Consider the following 20,196-nt stretch of genomic DNA (forward strand, 5'->3'; position numbering starts at 1 on the left):
TCTCTATAATAATTCTCAAAAAAGTTTGGTTAATTAAATTTTTAAATATTACTTTGTTTTTCAAAGTTCTTTTTATGAAAAATAAAATAACACTCTCAATTCTTTGCTTCTGCATATTCGCAGGTTTAAAACTGGCTTATCCACATTTAGATACCGATAATATACGGTTTCTGCTTGGTCCTACTAATAAAGCCATAGAACTGATATCTGGATCGGATGCTATCTACAATAATGCATCAGGATATTTTTATCCGCAGATAAATATGGTGATCAATAAGTCGTGTTCGGGTTTTAACTTTCTGTTGATCAGTTTTCTGATGATTGCTTTTGTATTTATAAAAACAGGCATTATAAAAAAATGGCTCGTTATACCCGCATCTTTCATTCTTTCTTATATGATAACTCTTATAGCCAATATATCACGCATAACAGGGTATATGCTGATAATGGATACAGGTTTCTATTCAGCTTCCGGCCTTCCGGATAAGTTGATACATCAGGCTGAAGGGATTTTTGTCTACCTCTCCTTTCTTATATTCGGATATTTACTTCTAAATCAGATAATAAACAAAATACAACACAATCATGAGAAAACTGCTTAATCCTAAATGGATATTCCTTATCAACACTTTACCTGTCATACTGATCCTATTTCTGGAATGGGGCGAATTTCAAATAATAAAAAGCCTGCTGGATTATTCCGAACTGACACGCTGGAAGTCGTTTGCAATTGTACTGGTTATACTTGCATTACTGAATGCTGCCTATGCTATTGTACAAATGGTACGCAAAAAACGGATAGATATAGTTTACTGTATTGTATCATTCGTTGCTTTTCTTAGTTTTATATACGCATATTATTATAATTACACCGATTTGGTACCATCCGACATTCCCGATTGGATGATATCGGGAAACCTGCCTATGTATGTAGGGGCTTTTCTTATGCCCACACTTATATATACTTTGTTTGCCCTGGCCATTTTACTCACTCCGCATGCCGGAAACCAAAAGGCATCCATAAATATTGCAGTGGCCATAAGTATTCCGTTTTTTATTTATGTTTTTGCTACATTGGTATTGCCATTGTGGGACGGAATGAGATTCGGGAGTGAACATCTCTACCTTGTATCCGCTATTCTGGCTACTGCCGCTTTTCTGTTTTTTATCATTCGCTTTATTTATATACTTATATCACGCCGGAATATCTTTAAAGAATATGAGCTGGCATGGAAAATTCCGGTTGCTATTATATTTCCGATATTGGGTTTGTATATCAATAAGAATTTCGATAACCTGTTCGGAAATTTCTCCGATCCGTGGTTTTATATTATAGCCGTTGTAAACGGTTTGCTTATCTGCATCCCGATACCGGAAAACAGGCAGCTAAGGTTATCTCTCTACGTCGGGAGATGTATCACATTTATGTATACGCTTTACTTTTTCCTGGTCATGTTGCCTTTCCTGCCGTTGTCGGTGTTTGCCATTATCATTTTCGGAGGAGGGTTCCTGATGCTCACACCATTAATTTTATTCCCTATACATCTCAATGATATCGTAAAGGATTTCAATAACCTAAAACGAAGCTATAAGAAACCATTGTTATATACGATTACAATCATAAGTATTTGTGTTTTGCCAACAGCAATAACGATTACTTATAAATACGACCGCAGCATACTGCACACAACACTCGAATACCTTTATAGTCCCGACTATAGGAAAGAATATAAACTAAATGCAAAATCAGTAGACCGCATATTGGAAGCTACAGATACACACGACCGAAGAGGTGGTACGGCATTCTATTCTTCCACTCCGTATCTGTCAAGCTACTATAAGTGGTTAGTGCTTGACAATCTGACCCTTTCGGAAAGTAAACGGACTCTGATTTACAACCTGTTCAATGGCCATGAAGCAAATAATAACAGACGCAGCAGGATGTGGCAAAGTCCGGGAAACGACACAATACAAAAAATAAAAATAACAGATATTCAACATAGCAGTAAATATGATGATGCACAAAAAGCATGGGTCAGTTGGATAGACCTTTCAATATACAACAAAAATGTTCCTCTATGGAATGCTGAATATATAACAAAAATAGATTTGCCTGCCGGATGCTGGATAAGCGATTATTACCTCTATGTAGGAGATATCAAAGAACCGGGTATACTGGCCGAGAAAAAGGCCGCCACATGGGTATTCAATCAGATAAGAAATGTAAACAGAGACCCGGGACTGCTTCGCTACCTGTCGGGAAATACAGTGGAATTTAAAGTCTTTCCATTTCAAACAGACGAAACGAGATATACCGGAATCGAGTTTATTCACAAAGAGCCTGTCACTATCGATATAGACGGCAACCGGATTATGCTTGGAGATACTGAAATGCAAATGCATACAGACCCGAATGCAGATATAGAAGGAGTAGCATATATTTCGGGACAGGAAAAGCAAAAACTGGAGACAGTAGAACGCAAACCATATTACCACTTCATTGTCGATATATCTGCAAATGTGGGTGATTATGAAATAGCGGGACAATATCTGCCGGAAGAAAAAAGAACTGATAGAGAAAAAGCCGGAAAGTATTTTGACGAAATAAACATGCTGCTCGACCGTAATCTGATTGACAGAGACAATGCGAAGATATCGTTTACAAACACTTATATAAAAACCCTTTCGTTGAAAAATGAATGGCAGGAAGAACTGAAAAAGCAAAAATTCGAAGGGGGATTTTTCCTCGACAGGGCTGTAAAGAAAATCCTTTTCGATTCCTATACCGATCCTCAAATGACATACCCTGTTATAGTTGTATTGAGCGATAATATACAGAAGGCTATTCTTTATAATGATTTTGCTGATATGGAGTTTACTTATCCCGAAGGAGACAGGTTTTATTCGCTGCAAAACGACAGCCTGAAAGGACATTCTTTTTCGAAGGGTATAAAAGTAACAGAGAGCATTATCGACTCTATCCCGTTAAAAGCCGTAAAAGTATGGCCGCGCCTGAGTAATCCGCTTGTATATCTGCCTGACGATAACAAAGCGTCCGTTATACTAAATACAAAAGATAAAACACTGGACATAAATCAGGATGCAATAAATAAAAAGAACTGGGAATCGGGGTTGCTGATGCAGGCACAATGGATGCATCAGGTATTACATCCCGAAACCGCCGATAAAGAGTGGCTCAGCCTGCTGCAAAACAGTTTCAAATCGGGGATAATGAGTCCGCTTACATCCTACATTGTTGTAGAAAACGACGCACAGAAGGCTATACTGAAAAAGAAGCAGGAAGAAGTTATGTCGGGTCACAGGGCGCTCGACCTGAATGACGAGACACAGCCGATGACGGAGCCTGACTTAATTATATTAATTATTCTGTTCGCACTGTTTTGGGTATGGTATAGGAAGCGTAAGATGAAAGTGACGGAATAGACCTTTGTTCTTATTGAAACTGAAAATGCTGGGGCTTAGGTAATTACTGGTTGCTCATTATCAAATTCCGAATCATTTATCTATACCATAAAAACCTTATGGCAAAGTATAGTGAAGAATCAGTAGAAAAAATCGTATCATTGATAGAGGATGATTTTTGTTCGGTGGCTGAAATATGCAGGGTAATGGGTATCAGCCGTAAAACATTTTACACGTGGAAAGACACCAAGCCCGAACTGGCGCGGGAAATATCCAAAGCCGAGAATCGGCGGGAGGAAAGAACACGCCAGATGTTGTATTCGTCCCTGAAAAAACGGCTCGACGGCTATATCATGGTTGAAGAAAAAGAAATTTACCTGCCTGATCCCGGTAATCCGGAGGGAGTATCCTTGCAATCGAAAACGATAAAACGGAAGAATTGCCTGCCCGATCTGCGTACCATAAAGCTGCTGTTGGACAGACAGGATAAACAAAGCCTTTCCCGCCTTCCACAAGAGGAGGGAAAAGACTGGAAAGAAAAAGAATATATGACGGAGACTGAGCCGGACTCCCTTTGTATGCCGGAGGAGCCAGAGAGCGAATCCGCACTTGCACAAATGGAGACACAGGAGGTGGACGATGATATGGAACAGGCCATAGCAGAGAATGATGATGAAGATAGCTGTGAGATTGACGAAGCGGAAATGAATGAATATTTCGAGCGAATGGATAATGCCTTTGCAGCCCGTCAGGAAATAAAGCGGAGACTGATTGCCAATAATAATCGAAAGGCTGTAAGCCAACAGAATAAAAGGAAAAAGAGACGTAGAAAATGAAATATGTAACAGGTGAAAAAAGTGGAAAAAGTGTTACCTTTGTTACCTTTTAGCCCTCTAACCTCCCCAATGGGGCTTTGGAGAGGGTGAGTAGCATCTAAAGTCTCCTCCCGAGGAGTGGGCTAATAACTGAAAAAATGAATTTACCTGATGATTTTATAATACGGACCAAACCACTCCTGAGAGAAGAATGGGACGACCTTATCGCAGCATTAAGCAGTGATTCACCAACCAGCATCCGTTTGAGCCGAATGAAGGGAATAGGAATATCCGGAGTAAAAGTACCATGGTGCGATACAGGGTATTATCTTGGCAAACGGCCGCAATTTACGTTCGATCCGTTGTTTCATGCAGGCTGTTACTATGTGCAGGAAGCGTCTTCCATGTTTATAGGGCAGGCATTGAAGCAGTATGCAGAGGATGATGTGAAAGTTTTGGACTTGTGTGCGGCTCCCGGAGGTAAATCTACTCTGATAGCTGATTTATTGAACAAAGATAGCTTGTTGGTATCGAATGAGGTAATCCGTTCGCGGGCAAATGTTTTGTCCGAAAATATGACTAAATGGGGCAATCCGAATGTCGTGGTAATAAACAATGATCCTGCTCAAATAGGCAAACTGAAAGGCTTCTTCGATATAATACTTGTCGATGCTCCCTGTTCGGGTGAGGGGATGTTCCGGAAAGATGAGGGAGCAATATCCGAGTGGTCTGTCGATAATGCAAGATTATGCAAAGAACGGCAGCAACGGATTTTAGCGGATATCTGGCCTGCACTAAAACCCGACGGATTATTATTATACAGTACGTGTACCTATAATCTGGAAGAGAATGAAGAAAATGTACAGTGGATTCGCGATGAATTAGGAGCAGAAGTATTGCCAGTGGATATACAGGAAGAGTGGGGGATAAGCCCTTCTTTTGCAGAGGATATTCCTGCTTGTCGCTTTTTTCCTCACAAGACAAAAGGGGAGGGGTTTTTCTTTGCTTTGTTGCGGAAGCAGCAGGAAGAGGGTGTCCGTACCGACTTCAGGAGAAAACGGAATGAGAAAAAGAACAGAGTGGAATTGCCTGATCAATACAAAGATTATATTCTGGATAAAGAGCAATTTGTATTTTATCCGAAGGGTGATTCCTGGTATGCCTTTACGGAGGAACTGTATAATGATGTCTGTATTTTAAATTCGAGTCTGAATATTGTATCGGAAGGTATTTGTCTGGGTGAATTTAAAGGAAAGGATTTTATTCCTGCGCAATCGTTGGCTTTAAGCAATTATCTGAATGTAAAAGCCTTTGAAACTTACGATATGGATTGGAAAACAGCTATAAGCTATCTAAGAAAGGAAGCCCTGATATTACAGGATATGCCGAAAGGCTATATTCTTCTGACATATAAGAATGTTCCAATAGGATTTGTGAAAAATATAGGGAATCGCGCTAATAACCTTTACCCGCAGGAATGGCGCATACGTTCTGCAAATATACCCGAAAGCGAAGTAAATGTGATGGATTAGCCCTTTACAAAACCGAAGATACGCCCGATTTTGCAGAATGCACGGAATCCGTTGTATATCCAACGTTTAGACTTCATAATATCGGTCACAAAGCCATTTTGTTCTAGATAATAGAGCCGTTCCAGTTTTTTGACAGCATTTTCGTTGAGGAATTCACGGCAGACTTTCAGTTTTTCGGGGTAGATGACGCTTCCGCCGATTTGTGTACTGAAGCCCTCCATATTGTAGATGACGATAAATGTGTCTACATACTTTACAGGTAGCTGGTCTATTCCTATTCCCTGAAAGAATAGTTTCCAGTCGGCCACTACCCGCAGGGTCTCGTCATATAGTCCATATTTTTCGAAATTGCTGCGATGAATAAAGAATGCCTGATGGCACAGGAATCCGGAAAACAGTTCGTAGATGGCCATATGCCAGTCGCGGTCTTTGTATGAACTGTCGGCTTCCAGTTTCCCTTTTTGCTCCATATAGAAGCTGCCGCAGATGAAAGGGACGTGCGGGTCACCTGCAAAGACTTTTTCCAGTGTGTCTTTTTCATATAGGGCGTCGCCGGAGTTGAGGAAGTACAGGTATTCGCCTTTTGACTGCTTTATACCTTTGTTTTGAGCGTTATATATGCCGTTGTCCTTTTCACTTACCCAGTATGATATCTTATCTTCATATTTGCGGATAAGGTCTACACTGCCGTCAGTGGACTTACCGTCGATGATGATAAACTCATAATCGGTAAATGTTTGTGAAACAACACTGTCGATAGTCTTTTGCAGACCAACTTCGTCATTCAGGTTGATGGTTATAATGGACAGTTTCATATTTTATTTACGTTGCGATTTTATCAGAAAGGGATTGATGTAGCACAATTTCTGGAACAAAGTAAGTATAGCAGCGGCCTTTCGCAAGCTATAGCCTTTGGCATAGTAAATTTGTACCTTATACATCCTTTTTATGCGCTCTTTGACAATTTTCTTATATTTATGATTGGTATACTTATCAAATTCATGCAATAAATATACCATCCATGCGGTTTGATTCAAAGGCTTCAATGTAGATGATATTCCGCCCAGATGTTGTCGGTACACTGCCATATATTCAGGCAGGAACTTGATTTTACCTGACAGGGAAACAATGAGTTGCAGGGCATAGTCCCCATTCTTTACAGTATAATACCAGTCCGGTGTTTTATGCGCATCTTTACGGAAAAAGATAGACGCGGTGAGTAATCCCCAGTCTTTGCTGATAAGGTCTTCCGTTGTCAGTATATCCCGTTCCATCTCTATATTTTCGTCCAAAACGCCACACATTAGTGTATGGGCCTTATGAGAACACATGACGAAACCGGGATTAGCTTCCATAAAGTCGACCTGCTTCTGTAATTTGTAAGGGTCGGTCCAATAGTCGTCTCCATCGCAAAGAGCAATGTATTTGCCCTGTCCGGAGTTTATATTGTTTATCCAGTTGAGCATCATGCCCTGATTGGTTTCGGGTAGCCTCAACTTGATAATATCAGGATATTTTCTCTGATATTCGATACATATGGCCCGTGTGTTATCGGTACTGCAATCTTCGCCGATAACGAGTTCGAAAGGGAAATCCGTCTTTTGCATGACTACTCCTTCAATAGCTTCGGCTATAAACTTTTCATGATTGTAAGTTATCATGGAAACGGAGACCATTATGTTCTTTTGTTCAGTCATTATTTTACTAGTTCTTTTTCATAGCAAATGCTTCGTTCTATGTCTTTATATTGTCCGTAGTTGGGTATTCTCATATATTTATGCTTCTCATATAATTTGGTGGCTCCGGGTAACCTTTCACCTGTTTCGAGAATAGCTTTTTTGTATCCCAGCTCTTTGCACCAATTTTCCAATTCATTCAGTATCGAGGATGCGACCCCTTTATGCCTCATATTTGGGGAAACAAACATTCGCTTGATTTCCATTGCATCTTGGGTGTATTCCCTAATCGCTCCGCAACCAGCGGGCTTATGTTCTATATAGGCTACAATGACATGCCGGATTGATTCAATTTTGTTGAATTGCGCACACACGGAATGGGCTTCTTTGTCCAACATAGTCAACTCTTTATCTAATTCTTCAACAAGAGCCTGAAAGTCTTTATTGCAGGAATCGGTTCTTTTGATTACTATCATCCTCTGTATATAATTATCGGATCTATTCTTTTGATATTTAAGACCGGATTACATCTATGATCCTTCTCATATCCTCCTCCTCATACCGATGATCACAAGGTAAAGGTAAAAGATAATTTACAATCCTGTATTCGTCAGAATCTTTTTCGACTAAGTCCAGGGTTGCTTTCCAATAAGTGGAGACGAATATCTTATTGTCTATCAGCTTTTTCCTCAGGTTCGTATCTTCCGAATAGAACATATAACTGAGCGGACAGGTATCATCGGGAAAGTTGTCGAACTCATATATATTGTCTTTACCTAAGATAGAATGCAGATACTTGAAGTTGCTTATCTGCCTTTGTTTCAGATTTTCATAATCTATATTCGCCAGCAAGGCATTTGCCAGATTAGACATCCTTTTTATCGGCTGATTAATTAGGCTGGCACAATAGTCGAGATAACCCTGATAGGCTGCGCCTGCATTCCCATATTCGATACGCTTCATCAGGTGCGTCATATGAGGTATTGCCATATCCTGCTCGAATACTTCGTCCAGCAATGTATCTGTATAAAGATATGCGCCATCGGGCAGTCCGAAAAACTTACGTGGAGAGTAGATCGTATCTATTCCTTCATATGGTCTGGAATAGAATGCATGGGTATTATCCACAATGAGCTGCTTGCCAAACCTCCTGACTAGCTTTTCGACAGTATTGCATTTGATTCCATATATGTCTGAGTAAAGGAATACTTCATCTTTAGCCAGTTCCTTATCGAAGACCGGGGCTATATTGAAATCGACAGAGTAGAATTCAGTTTCGAGACCTAATTTCTTTATGGGCTCCCATATTACCTCTGAGTTGAGATATGGAATATATATCTTTCTATACTTCTTTGCTCTCAAGATGTATTCAAGGCAGTTGCGGGCAGTATTCAGCTGCAACGCTCCTTTATGGTAATGCTCGCCTTTGCGGAGCTGAAGTTCGAAGTATCCTCCAATTTCTTTCATTCGATATAGTTATGTCTTGAGCGTTTTCTGTTTGTTCTTTAACATGATTAAAGCCTTTCCAGCTCTTACTTCCCGGGTTGCCTGTTGTTTGGCTCCGCCTATCCAGTCACAGTATCCCCGTTTATATCCATCTGTGAGACTCTCGAAGAACTCCTTTTCTTCATTGTTATCATTGAGGAGTTTTACGAGTTCTTCCGGTATAATGATTTCGCCTTTACTTCTTTCCATATATCAGCCGGATTATATTAATTCATAATTATCTAATATTCTATGTATATCCTCTAAAGAATTGAACATCATTACATCCAATATGGAAAGCCAGGGTACAAATTCATTCGTAAACTGTTTGTATTCAATCGGACTGGAAGAAATGAAATGCAGGTTTATATTTTCTTTCTTAAACTCTTCGGGTGAGTATAACTCCTGCCCCCCGATTGCATTATAATAATCCGTAGCTTTCAGTTCCTTACAGATTGCAATTACTTTATCCTGTCCTTTTAGGGAATGATCGATGCCGAGAGAAGAGGATATAATTATCTCTGTATTAATTTCCAAATATCTGCATATTTCGCGAACAGAGTTATCTATATAATGAAACAGATTGTTATCGTCGAAATTGACGATTCTCTCTATCAAAGGCATTACCTGTTCAAAATAAGGAGCTTTCCTATAAGATTCTCTTATTTGATTCAATAATTTCTTTTTATCGAAACCAACTGATAAATATCGCTCTTTGACATCCAGATAATCCGAATCTTTTTCCAACGGAATAGTAATCATCAAATCTTTACCGTTTTGCAGAATCCGGTTCCTGTTAATCCAGCCTTTCTTAGTATATTGAATATTATCGTATATCACATATTTATCAACAGCATTCAGCAATTGAAAATATCCGATATACGGCAAAAAGTAAGGCTGCATTATCCCCAGTTTCATTTCTCCCAAGGTTTATTTTTTATTAAATCGCAGATTCGACGTACTTCGTCAAATTCCAGATTGGCATATATAGGAAGGCATACGATTTCTTTGGATACCTGCCCTGCTATCGGGAGGTTAGCCACGCTTGCCGACGGCAGCCCTTTGTATGTAGGGAAATCGCTGATAAGCGGGTAGAAGTAGCGGCGTCCGAAAATATCATATTCCTGTAATTTGAAATAAAGTTCGTCCCGGCTCATGCCGTATTCTGCCGTATTGATGCGCACAGGATAATACGGGTAGGTGTGCTGTACTCCTTCGGCTACTTCCATGTAAGATACTCCGGGGATATCTTTCAGCAGGCTATCATATAATTTTGCCAATTCCAGGCGTTTGGCTATATAACTGTCTACGTATTTGAGCTGAAGGGAACCATAAGCTGCTTGTAACTCATTCATCTTGGCATTGATACCCGGTTCTATGACGGTGGTTTCGTTTCGGAACCCGAAATTTTTGAGCAAATCGATGCGTTGCTTGGTCTTTTCATCCTGACAAACAATAGCACCACCCTCAATTGTATTATATACTTTTGTGGCATGGAAACTCAGAATGGAAAGGTCGCCCCAGTTCATCACCGACTGTCGGTCTTTCTTGACTGAAAAAGCATGAGCGGCATCATAGATTACACGCAGGCCGTATATATCGGCGATACGTTGTATTTCCTCTACATTGCAAGGGTTACCATATACATGCACAGGCATGATCGCTGTTGTTTGCGGTGTTATGGCCGCTTCTATCTTTGCCGGGTCTATATTGTAATACTTATCGTCGATGTCCACAAATACAGGCTTGATATTATTCCACCAAAGTGAATGGGTAGTTGCGACAAAGCTGAACGGCGTAGTTATTACTTCTCCCGTTATACGCAGAGCCTGTAATGCCGTGATGAGAGCCAATGTACCATTAGAGAATACCGAGATATATTTCACTCCGAGATAATCGGCCAGTTCCTGTTCAAACTGTTGGTGAAAAGGCCCGTTGTTGGTCAATATCTTATTGTCCCATATCTGTTGCAGATAAGGGATGAATTCTTCTAATGGCGGTAGTGCCGGTTGCGTTACAAATATTTGTTTATTCATAATCTTTGTTTTCTATAGTTTCCGGTATATTTTTCGAATAAAACCCGGGGTAATGCTTTTTATACGTCCCCGTAGCGATTTGTCGCCATAGAGTAGTATTTCCAGCCTCCGTTTATGTTTTGTAAAAGCTTCAGTATATTTATAATTGAAGTATTTGTCGTACTCGTTTATGAATTCAATGATTCGCAGATATTGGGCTTTATCATCCATCTTCGACCATTGGCCGTTGTCGTGTATCCGGTAAGCGGAAGTAACATCTTCAAGATAGAGTAGAGGACCGAATTGCCCCATATACATCCCCAACATCCAGTCGGCAATTTCCATATCGAACAGCCTAGGATCAAGGTTTTGCACATGCTTTCCCCTGAATACGCAGCATGACAGGTTGCCTATCTTATTTCCCAAAGCCAGTTGCTCAGTGGTAATGAGTTCATAATCTTTACTCTCTGTCCAGTCGAATATTTCTTCTCTGTCCAGGTCGATAAATAGACGCAGGTGCCTGTTGTAACTCATTGAAGAATTGGGCTCGGCTTCAAGATGGTCTATATGATTTTGTAAATGATTCGGTTTCAGCCAATAATCATCTCCTTCCATAATGGCTACATAATCACCAGTGCAGGCGGCAAAAGCTTGCTGATAATTTTTATTATAGCCTACATTATGGAATTTTTGAAGGTATGTGAATTTGAACCCGGTTTTATTTTCGTATTCTTTTATGATATCTACTGTATTGTCGGTAGAACAATCGTCAGCCACAATAATCTCTACTTCATGTGCAGTCTCCTGCATCAGTATGCCTTCGAGCGTCTGAGGCATATATGCAGCCTGATTATAAGTGATTAGTATGACGTTTATCTTCATAATAGTTTGTATCAGTCCTTTTCTCCGGAAAAAATCCGTCGGAATACTTTCCTGAAAAATTTGACCGGTGAATAAAAGAAATCTCCTATCTTGTATTCTATCGATTTTTTGTATAAATCGGCTTCCCATTTATAATAGGTAGCTTCGATATGGTCTCTTACAGGGTTGATGTATCCGAGGAACAAAGGTACATGATTCTTGAAGATTTGGAGTAATAATCGCTCATTTTTCTCTTTATCAAGGGACGAAAGCATTGAAACCTCTTTTATGCGATAGTAGAAATGGTATTTCTCCAATTTTACGACTTTGTCTTCTTCTTTGATAAATCCGAGCCAAAAGTCCCAATCTTCGAGTCCTCCAGCCATATTGGTATTGTAACCTCCTGTTTGCAGGAAATCACTCCGCCTGTATATCCCCGAGCAGAATATAGGGTTCTCAGTGAATAATCTTTTATAGCTATAGTCGGGGGTTTTAAGCTTTTGGTTTTTCGTCCCGAATAAGATGAGATTACTGTAAACTACCTTCACTTCCGGATCTTCTTCGAGAACATCCACAGCTTCGCTAATATATTGGGGGCTTATCTTATCATCAGAATCCAACGGCAGGATGTATTTTCCTGAAGCATGTTTTATACCGAAATTGCGGGCGTCGGACAGTCCGCCGTTCTCTTTCCTGAAATATCTGAAACGCTGGTCTTTTTCTGTCCACTGTGCGGCTACTTCCCGGGTATTATCAGGTGAACCGTCATCCACTATAATGCATTCCCAATCACTGTAATCCTGCTCTAATACCGATTGCAGTGTTTCCGGCAGGTATTCCGCCTGATTGTAACAGGGAACAATTACCGAAATCGAGGGTGGGGGAGTTGTCTTATTTATAGTTTCAGCCATTTCAATAATCCTATCTTTTTAAGAAACCTTACGCTTACTGATGTTTTCAGTTTGTACAGTTCCTGTTTTTTCTCTATCCAGCCATTGTACACACTTTGATATAGTGGGTATGTAGTAGCAATATGATTGTTCCTTTCGTCTGTTAATACCTGGCGGTTTTGACTATCGGAGCTCATTCCGTCCAGATAGAATGTAGAAAAACAATCGTCGATATGTTTATATGAAGCATTGTTAAGGCAGATAGCATCGATGAAGAAAGCCCAGTCGGAGGATATTCTCATCTGCTCCGAATAACCGCCATAATCGATCAGGGTATTTCTTTTTATAAAAGTACCCATATGTGGGAGTCCGTCTTCAATCAGGTATTTAAAGTCTATATAATCAGGATAGAACTTGATAAACTTATTATTGTTTGTTGTATCACAAATTTCGAGGTTGTAATAGATTATATCCTCTCCTGTCAGTTTATCAATAATTCCAGTCAGTCCGGCATCTTTAAGGAGGGTATCCCCGCTATTGAGAAAAAGGAGGTATTCTCCGTTGGCGTGTTTAATGCCTTTGTTCATAGCATTATAGACGCCTGTATCTGCCTCACTCAGCCAGAAGGAAATGTGATTGTTAGACTCTTTTATAACTTCTATGCTGCCATCGGTTGAATTTCCATCAATAACAATGTATTCAAAGCCTGATTGGTTTTGAGATATAACACTTTCGATGGTCTTTCTAAGCCCATCGGCATTGTTGAAGTTTATTGTTATAATGGATAATTTCATATTCTTATCTGCTCAGTATGTCTTTATATAATTGTATATATTTTTGAGTCTGTAATGTATCGGAGAATGTATTTACGGCATAATCCCTGATTGCTTTTTCCTCAAAGGTATACTTATTATTTAAGAAATCGTTAAGTCCCTGTGTTAAAGGTTCTACCCCTGTTTCAGAGAGTAATATTCCGTTTTCCCCGGTTTTTATATGTTCTGCCATACCTCCATTGCTGAAACTTATAACAGGAGTACCATTTGCAAATGATTCGAGCATGACATTGGGTAAGTTGTCTTCTTTTGACGGTATAACGGTTAGATCGGCAGCAGAGTATAATCGATTGAGTGCTGATATATCGGTTATCTTATCGAAGTGAATATGATTGATACCAGACCTTATTTTCATACTATCGGGTAGTTGGCCTACTGATATTATCTGAAAATCGTTGCGTTCCATCTTATTTATAGTTTCAAAAAACATCGGGAATCCTTTTTGTATGTTACTAAGATGCGCCCCTACTATTATGAAAGTTTTCAGATTAGTGCTGATTCCTGTCTTCTGCTTAGCATAGGTTTTATCTATAACCGGGTAGTTTGAAAAATCGAGTCCATTGGGTATCAAATAGTGAGGGTAATTGCAGAAAACAGCACTCGCTTCGGACTTTTTCTTCATCCATTCCGAAAGGCAGACTATATGGATATTCTTGTTTTTATTAATGGCTTTTATCTTGATATTTCGTACCTGATTATCAATTTTACCATATCTCTCGATGTTTTTGATCCTATCCGATTCGAAATGAAACATGCCCATAAACGGATTTATGTCATGCAGCGTCCATACAATGGGACGCGTTATATTTTTGAAGAAAGTAGGATAATTGAGAAACTCCGAAATCCAATGTAAATGGATGATATCAGCATCTTTTATGATGGGCAGTTGTTCTAACCTGTATGATGTTGTTGCAAACGTAGCTATTTCATAATTCTTAGGATATTTATTTAGTTTTACCCAATGAAAGTGTTCTGCATGTAGGTTATATTTTTTCAAAGCCCTTATTATAAGGGAACGCCCTGTACCGACTGTATGAATATTATTTGCAATAGCAAATTCAGGATCGATAGGAAAACGTTGGACTAGCTCGGACTGTATGCCCGGTTCCTTCATCAGATGCTGATGAAGTCTGAGCGTGGCGATCCCTGCACCACCACCCGTTATTCCTGTTGATATGTGGGTGATTTTCATTTATTTAGAATTTACGTCTTATGCTTCCTAATAAGTTATTAAGCTTTTCATATTTGCGCAGTTTCAAGTATTTGTTTTCCAACTTATCATATTCGGATTTTGAAGCGAGGCTTTTGCAAAATAAGTCTTCATAATTCATCCCTCTTCTTTTTCCGGTATTGATAATTACAACCCAATGCCAAAAGTAGGCCTTGCCTATATTTTCGTTGGTGGATATTCCTGAATTATGTATGCGGTAGTAATATAATTCTTCATTCAGAAAATAGGTTTCACCCACATCATACAATTTTAAGTAAAGGTCTTGGTCTACCGCTCTTTGTAAATATGGATCTATACCTTCGGTTTTTTGATAAAAATTTCGTTTGAATGAAGAAAAATGTGATATGGCGCTTTCCATGTTCAGGAAATACGGGTCATTCGCTACAATTTGTTTAGGTGCGTCATTCGTCTTGATTACTTTCAGATTTTCATCACAGTGATATGATATAGAATGGACAAGTGATACAGTTGGATTATCCCGATGGGCATTAACCATTTTTCTCAGTGCATCATCGGTTAGTGCATCGTCAGGGTCAAGAAATCCACAGATATTTCCTGAAGCCATTTCCACACATTTTCTTTTTGTAAATCCGGCTCCCTGATTTTCACTATTGCAGTATATTTTTATACGCTCATCATTTTTTAATTGATTGTATACCGTAAATGAATTGTCATCTGAATGATCGTCCACGATTATAACTTCCCAATTGTTATATGATTGCTTGTAAACACTCTCCAGGGCTTCAGCAAGGAAGCGGCCGTTGTTGTAATTGGCTATGAGAACAGAAAAAAGGGGCTGATTATCCATACTCTTATTTTTCAGGTAAGAAACTTAAACCTTTTACTTTCGAAGTTCTGCGATTATTTAATATTTTCGGGATAGTCTTTATGAGTCTTAACGAAACGCAAAGATTAATCCATATATCCTTATATGCCAAATGGAATAAATGGCCCAAAGACTCCATAAACAGATAATAGAAAGAACGGAATATGCATTTTCGGAAAGGCATATAAATACCTGTCAGGATAATCAAATGATAGATATACTTTCTGTCTTTGATTTCTTTTAATGATTTCCTGCCTTTGAACGTCCTGTCATGCACCCCATATACTTTAGGGTAAATTCCCGTTCTAAAACCATGATATTCGACCCGCCCGATATAATTATCATCTTCTCCATAATGAGGAAAAACCGGATCAAATCCACCGATGGTTAAAAGGCATGTTTTTGAAATCATCCAGAATGCTGCATTTACAAATTTGACAGGATAAATCTTGTCTTCGGCCTTTCCCTTTATTATAAAATCAGAAATAAGATTTGAGCATGCGGCAGGCCGAATATAAGCAGCGAAGTTAGCATCTAATTCGTTTTCTTTTCCATTCAGGTGTACCGGACTCAATATCCCGTATTCGAGGTTTTCTTCCAGTTTTACTGCGAGTTTTTCAATTGTGTCGGGGCGAACCCATGCATCCTGATTCAGGAGAAAAACGAAGTCAGCGTCTATTTCTATTGCATACTTTAACCCAATATTGTTCGCTTTTCCGAATCCTAAATTGACTTTGCTTTCTATCAGATTGATTTCCGGATAATTATCTTTGATAAATTGTACAGTGCCGTCGCTTGAGTTATTATCGATAACAATGGTATCGGCATGTATCGAAGAGTTTCTTATGCTATCGAAACAATTCTTATACCATTTCATACCATTGTAGGTGACTACTATTACAATTATTTTCATAAAATCTATTTGTTTTCGTCCAACGCCTTTTTTAAGGCATTTAAATACCCTTTTCCCCATTTTTGGCATGGTTCGAGATGATTCCCTTCTGCCCATTCGTTCCATGCATTAATAAATAGGAAATTTTCGTCTTTTGAATATGGTGTGAATTTATTTAATTTTCCTTTAATCCATTTATAAAAAACCTTAGGTGAAGAATGGGTGAAAATTATAGCCTCTTTTTTCCTTGCAGAATTATCCCAAGACGGACATACACAAGGGTAGCATTTATGATCCGTATGAAAATAGCGATTGTCAAAATCAACAAACTTTTGCATATTGATAATTGTTTGATTGACTTTTCTGTTTTCGTTAAAATATCTGTCTATTATTTTACTTATACGATTTCTTAATCTTTCTCCGATAGTCCATTCTCTTTTCAGAAAACGTTCGAGGGACGGGCTTAACGGTTGAAATTCTATGGATGCTTCAATATCTAAATCTACCACTTGTTGTTTCGCATTGGAGTTCCATCTGTCTATCCGGCATATATATAACTCCAGCCCTTCTTTCGCGGCTTCTTCCCTCCATATTCGGATAGTTTTTGAAATGTCAGGGAAATCAGCTGATTTATATATTGCAAATAAGGGCTTTCCGTTAACTCTTATATATCTTTTATCTTTAAAGATAGGTATTAGAAACTTTATATGATTCAAATCATCTTCTTCCGAATATGTTTGTTCTTGGATAATTTCGTTTTCGCTTCCATCCCAACGTTTACTCCAGGGCTCATTTGCCCAGATAAAACAGAATGGGAAATCTGGTTTACCTAGGTTCAGCATATTATCTATCGGTAGATTTAGCAACCTCTTGCCTTGAAACCAATAATGATAAAAAGCAAATCCATGGATACCATACTCTTTTGCCATTTCGGCCTGTTTCACCATAATTTCTGGATCACGCAAGTCATAATAACCTGTTTTTTTATCTGGTATATGAGGCTGATAATGTCCCTCAAATAAAGGTTTAGCTTTCTTTACATTGGTCCATTCTGTAAAACCATCACCCCAGGCTTTGTCATTTTCGGGTATAGGATGATATTGGGGGAGGTATATGGCGATGGGACGTATATTATCGTTCATAATTATTTATTATTTCATTCAGGTTCGACGAATAATTTTTCATGGTAAAGGTTATATCAGCCCACTCTTTAGCTTGAGTTGCAAACATCTTTCTAGTATCTTTATCTTTTAACATTAAAATTTTATTTGCCAAATCTTTACTGTTACTAAATTCGTATAAATATCCATTAAAACCTTCTTTGACAAGTTCACTGTTAGCTCCTGTATTTGACGCAATAACAGGTAATCCCATCTTCATAGATTCAATAGTAACGCGGCCAAATGCTTCACACCTGGAGCATACAAGGGCAATATCCGCTTGGTAATAATATTCACTGATATCTTTCGAGAAATCGATAGGTAATATGTATGATGATAGATCATGTTTTTCGATATAATCTTTAATCTGATTTGAATAAGAATCACGACTTGCACCAACTAATAATAATCTGACTTTCTCTCCTTGTCGTATTAAGGTATGTACTGCTTGCAAAGCCTGTACTTGGCCCTTTCCTTTTGCAAAACGTCCAACAATGATCAGTGTTAAAATATCACAGGATTGATCTTTCTTTATATATTGGTTATTTGTTTTTAGTGATACCGCTTGATATACAACTTTCCGCTTTCTCTTTGAAATGTATTTTTCATATTTAGACTCTAAAAAGTAAGAATTGAATAATATTGTTGACGATAATTTATTAGCTAGCCATAAAGACAGTTTTTTTCCATAAATGTAATTAAATCCTAAATCTTCTTTCCCTATTTCTCTAAAGTACCATAAATGCCTTATTCTTGCGATCTTGCTTGCTATAGCTCCACATGGGATGACTGAGGAATTGGTAATAACGATGTCAGGTTTTATCTTCCTGATTACGTGTAAGCTATTTCTAGTGTTTATTAATATACTAAATAGTCTTCTTGTCTTTTCTTTTAATGAAAGTTCAGTACCATGGTCGTGCCACCAAGGTTGATGCACTATTGTAAAGCTGTTAAGATACGGTTTACATAATTCTATTAATTCGCCATGATATGGAAATACAGCATATAGTTCATGTCCAGCTATGGAAAAAGCCTCGAGCATTTCTGCAAATGACCTTTCCGCTCCATTTAATGTGCTACCGTGTGATATACAAAGTATTTTCATTTCATTACTTTTTATTCACGAGATTGTTTTATTTTTCTCCATGATTTTTAATAAATTATCTTTACTGTCTACATATGAAAAATCTCCGTTATTGATAAAATCTTTATAACTGTTATAGCCTTCTTCTCCAAATATAATTACTTTTAGCCTAAACTCTTTTGCTTCTATTGCAGTTCCCGAAAATGAAACAAGCAATGTAGATACTTTTTTGAATAATTCATATAATGGTTGTCGGTTTGCTTCTTCAATTTCAACTCTGTCCGGATATTTTTTGCATAATGATAATAGGTGAGGCCTATCCTGTGGATATCTGGGATGCAGGCGAATATACCATTTCCTTGTGTCGGATTCAGCGATGGTATCTTCGATAAATTGTGGAATCCACATTCCTTGCAAACAAATTAGAATATCATTGTTTGTTTCTTTTGATATATACTGTGTATTTTCTTTTTGTGACAATAAATAATAGTTCCCCGAAACTATTACCTGTGGTTGAAACGAATTTTCGGAAAAATTACGGATGATTAACTTTTTATCATCTTCGTTCCATACATAAAAGGTATGGGGAAAATGATATGAATATTCATATATTTTACTCCAGCGAGTGTAAGCAAAGTGATTGTCGGAGATAGCACTATGCTGATATTCACACGTTGCTATTTTCAAGGAATTAGCACCTCTTATTAATGCACTTTGCTGATTGTTGTAATAAACATAACACCATACTTTCCGGGGAGATATTATCTTTAATAGATATTTGAAATAAATATAGTAAAAATGGTTCTCCGCGACACTGCTATATACCAAGGACTCTATATAGTGTGCATCTAAAGAAGTCTGCTCTGTAAAGAAGGACTTAATTAAGTTTGCATTATATTTAATGTTCTTGATCTGGTTGCTGAATATTTTATTTTTTATTCTCGATAGAAAAAGAATGACTATATGTAAATGTCTGCATAGTAGATAAAAATCATTCTGATAGTCAGAGAAAATATCGTCGATAAAGATAGTTTCACTTTCTTCATTATTCTTCTTTAATATTTCTTTATAAGGATCAATGTATTGATTATATATACCTGTGTTGTGTGCTTTGAAGCCTGAAAGTAATATTTTATTCTTCAATTTACCTTTCCATTTCGGATATAAGATTATTAAACGACAAACTGATCTGATAAACAGTTTAAAGTCCCGGAGACTTACTCTTTCATCTAAGATAGATGCTTGGATTGGCTGAACATCAGTTCCATTTATTTTCCCGATATAGATCAAATGAAGATAATATCCGACCTGAATCTGTACAATGGGCCATATGTTTGATCTCCAACATTTCTTAAGTTTAGGAAATACAGCTTCCTGAAGTTGTTGAATCAAGTTGAGATATTCTTTTCGGGTAGTGTACATATTAATTTGTATTATTCTAATTTAGAAATCAAGATAAATAACTCACTCAAG

General features: G+C 38.1%; 20 protein-coding genes. 4 read left to right on the plus strand and 16 right to left on the minus strand.

Annotated features, from left to right (window positions below):
* Nucleotides 1-74 precede the first annotated feature (74 nt).
* The 4 genes from xrtK (at nucleotide 75) to HMPREF9455_RS00200 (ending at nucleotide 5,770) form a co-directional block, all read left to right on the plus strand.
* On the plus strand, nucleotides 75-602 hold the full coding sequence (xrtK, locus tag HMPREF9455_RS00185) for an exosortase K (protein WP_006797533.1): 528 nt from the start codon (nucleotides 75-77) through the stop codon (nucleotides 600-602).
* Nucleotides 586-3,444: an MSEP-CTERM sorting domain-containing protein gene (locus HMPREF9455_RS00190; protein ID WP_006797534.1), complete on the plus strand. Its 2,859-nt coding sequence runs from the start codon at nucleotides 586-588 to the stop codon at nucleotides 3,442-3,444. Before xrtK ends, HMPREF9455_RS00190 begins: the two co-directional genes overlap by 17 nt.
* A gap of 98 nt (nucleotides 3,445-3,542) precedes the next feature.
* On the plus strand, nucleotides 3,543-4,259 hold the full coding sequence (locus tag HMPREF9455_RS20540) for a transposase (protein WP_006797535.1): 717 nt from the start codon (nucleotides 3,543-3,545) through the stop codon (nucleotides 4,257-4,259).
* A 137-nt stretch (nucleotides 4,260-4,396) separates the two neighbouring features.
* On the plus strand, nucleotides 4,397-5,770 hold the full coding sequence (locus HMPREF9455_RS00200) for a methyltransferase RsmF C-terminal domain-like protein (RefSeq protein ID WP_006797536.1): 1,374 nt from the start codon (nucleotides 4,397-4,399) through the stop codon (nucleotides 5,768-5,770).
* Here HMPREF9455_RS00200 and HMPREF9455_RS00205 read toward each other — a convergent pair.
* The 16 genes from HMPREF9455_RS00205 to HMPREF9455_RS00280 are packed head-to-tail and all read right to left on the minus strand — an operon-like array spanning nucleotide 5,767 to nucleotide 20,145.
* Nucleotides 5,767-6,585, minus strand: a complete 819-nt coding sequence (locus tag HMPREF9455_RS00205; RefSeq protein ID WP_006797537.1) for a glycosyltransferase family 2 protein — start codon at nucleotides 6,583-6,585, stop codon at nucleotides 5,767-5,769. The genes HMPREF9455_RS00200 and HMPREF9455_RS00205 overlap by 4 nt on opposite strands.
* 3 nt (nucleotides 6,586-6,588) lie before the next feature.
* Nucleotides 6,589-7,467: a glycosyltransferase gene (locus HMPREF9455_RS00210; protein ID WP_245532149.1), complete on the minus strand. Its 879-nt coding sequence runs from the start codon at nucleotides 7,465-7,467 to the stop codon at nucleotides 6,589-6,591.
* Nucleotides 7,467-7,922, minus strand: a complete 456-nt coding sequence (locus HMPREF9455_RS00215) for a GNAT family N-acetyltransferase (protein ID WP_006797539.1) — start codon at nucleotides 7,920-7,922, stop codon at nucleotides 7,467-7,469. Before HMPREF9455_RS00215 ends, HMPREF9455_RS00210 begins: the two co-directional genes overlap by 1 nt.
* A gap of 37 nt (nucleotides 7,923-7,959) precedes the next feature.
* Nucleotides 7,960-8,913: a hypothetical protein gene (locus tag HMPREF9455_RS00220; RefSeq protein WP_006797540.1), complete on the minus strand. Its 954-nt coding sequence runs from the start codon at nucleotides 8,911-8,913 to the stop codon at nucleotides 7,960-7,962.
* 9 nt (nucleotides 8,914-8,922) lie between these two features.
* Nucleotides 8,923-9,141: a YdeI/OmpD-associated family protein gene (locus HMPREF9455_RS00225; protein WP_006797541.1), complete on the minus strand. Its 219-nt coding sequence runs from the start codon at nucleotides 9,139-9,141 to the stop codon at nucleotides 8,923-8,925.
* A 12-nt stretch (nucleotides 9,142-9,153) separates the two neighbouring features.
* On the minus strand, nucleotides 9,154-9,849 hold the full coding sequence (locus tag HMPREF9455_RS00230) for a WbqC family protein (protein WP_006797542.1): 696 nt from the start codon (nucleotides 9,847-9,849) through the stop codon (nucleotides 9,154-9,156).
* A complete protein-coding gene (locus tag HMPREF9455_RS00235; protein ID WP_006797543.1) occupies nucleotides 9,846-10,967 on the minus strand; it encodes a DegT/DnrJ/EryC1/StrS family aminotransferase in 1,122 nt (373 codons plus the stop codon). Before HMPREF9455_RS00235 ends, HMPREF9455_RS00230 begins: the two co-directional genes overlap by 4 nt.
* Nucleotides 10,968-10,979: 12 nt before the next feature.
* Nucleotides 10,980-11,828, minus strand: a complete 849-nt coding sequence (locus HMPREF9455_RS00240; RefSeq protein WP_044215271.1) for a glycosyltransferase — start codon at nucleotides 11,826-11,828, stop codon at nucleotides 10,980-10,982.
* Nucleotides 11,829-11,839: 11 nt separating this feature from the next.
* Nucleotides 11,840-12,718, minus strand: coding sequence for a glycosyltransferase family 2 protein (locus HMPREF9455_RS00245; RefSeq protein ID WP_006797545.1), 879 nt, complete (start codon nucleotides 12,716-12,718; stop codon nucleotides 11,840-11,842).
* Nucleotides 12,703-13,491, minus strand: a complete 789-nt coding sequence (locus tag HMPREF9455_RS00250) for a glycosyltransferase family 2 protein (RefSeq protein WP_006797546.1) — start codon at nucleotides 13,489-13,491, stop codon at nucleotides 12,703-12,705. Before HMPREF9455_RS00250 ends, HMPREF9455_RS00245 begins: the two co-directional genes overlap by 16 nt.
* A 4-nt stretch (nucleotides 13,492-13,495) precedes the next feature.
* The gene (locus HMPREF9455_RS00255; RefSeq protein WP_006797547.1) at nucleotides 13,496-14,722 is read right to left on the minus strand and encodes a glycosyltransferase; all 1,227 of its coding nucleotides are present in this window, start codon (nucleotides 14,720-14,722) and stop codon (nucleotides 13,496-13,498) included.
* Nucleotides 14,723-14,726: 4 nt separating this feature from the next.
* Nucleotides 14,727-15,569, minus strand: a complete 843-nt coding sequence (locus HMPREF9455_RS00260) for a glycosyltransferase family 2 protein (protein ID WP_006797548.1) — start codon at nucleotides 15,567-15,569, stop codon at nucleotides 14,727-14,729.
* Nucleotides 15,570-15,573: 4 nt separating this feature from the next.
* Entirely contained in the window at nucleotides 15,574-16,500 is a 927-nt protein-coding gene (locus HMPREF9455_RS00265) for a glycosyltransferase family 2 protein (RefSeq protein ID WP_006797549.1), read from the minus strand.
* Nucleotides 16,501-16,505: 5 nt separating this feature from the next.
* A complete protein-coding gene (locus tag HMPREF9455_RS00270; RefSeq protein WP_006797550.1) occupies nucleotides 16,506-17,621 on the minus strand; it encodes a glycosyltransferase WbsX family protein in 1,116 nt (371 codons plus the stop codon).
* Nucleotides 17,611-18,744, minus strand: a complete 1,134-nt coding sequence (locus HMPREF9455_RS00275; RefSeq protein ID WP_006797551.1) for a glycosyltransferase family 4 protein — start codon at nucleotides 18,742-18,744, stop codon at nucleotides 17,611-17,613. Before HMPREF9455_RS00275 ends, HMPREF9455_RS00270 begins: the two co-directional genes overlap by 11 nt.
* 15 nt (nucleotides 18,745-18,759) lie before the next feature.
* A complete protein-coding gene (locus HMPREF9455_RS00280) occupies nucleotides 18,760-20,145 on the minus strand; it encodes a hypothetical protein (protein WP_006797552.1) in 1,386 nt (461 codons plus the stop codon).
* Between the last annotated feature and the right edge of the window lie 51 nt (nucleotides 20,146-20,196).

The organism is Dysgonomonas gadei ATCC BAA-286 (assembly GCF_000213555.1).
GTDB lineage: Bacteria > Bacteroidota > Bacteroidia > Bacteroidales > Dysgonomonadaceae > Dysgonomonas > Dysgonomonas gadei.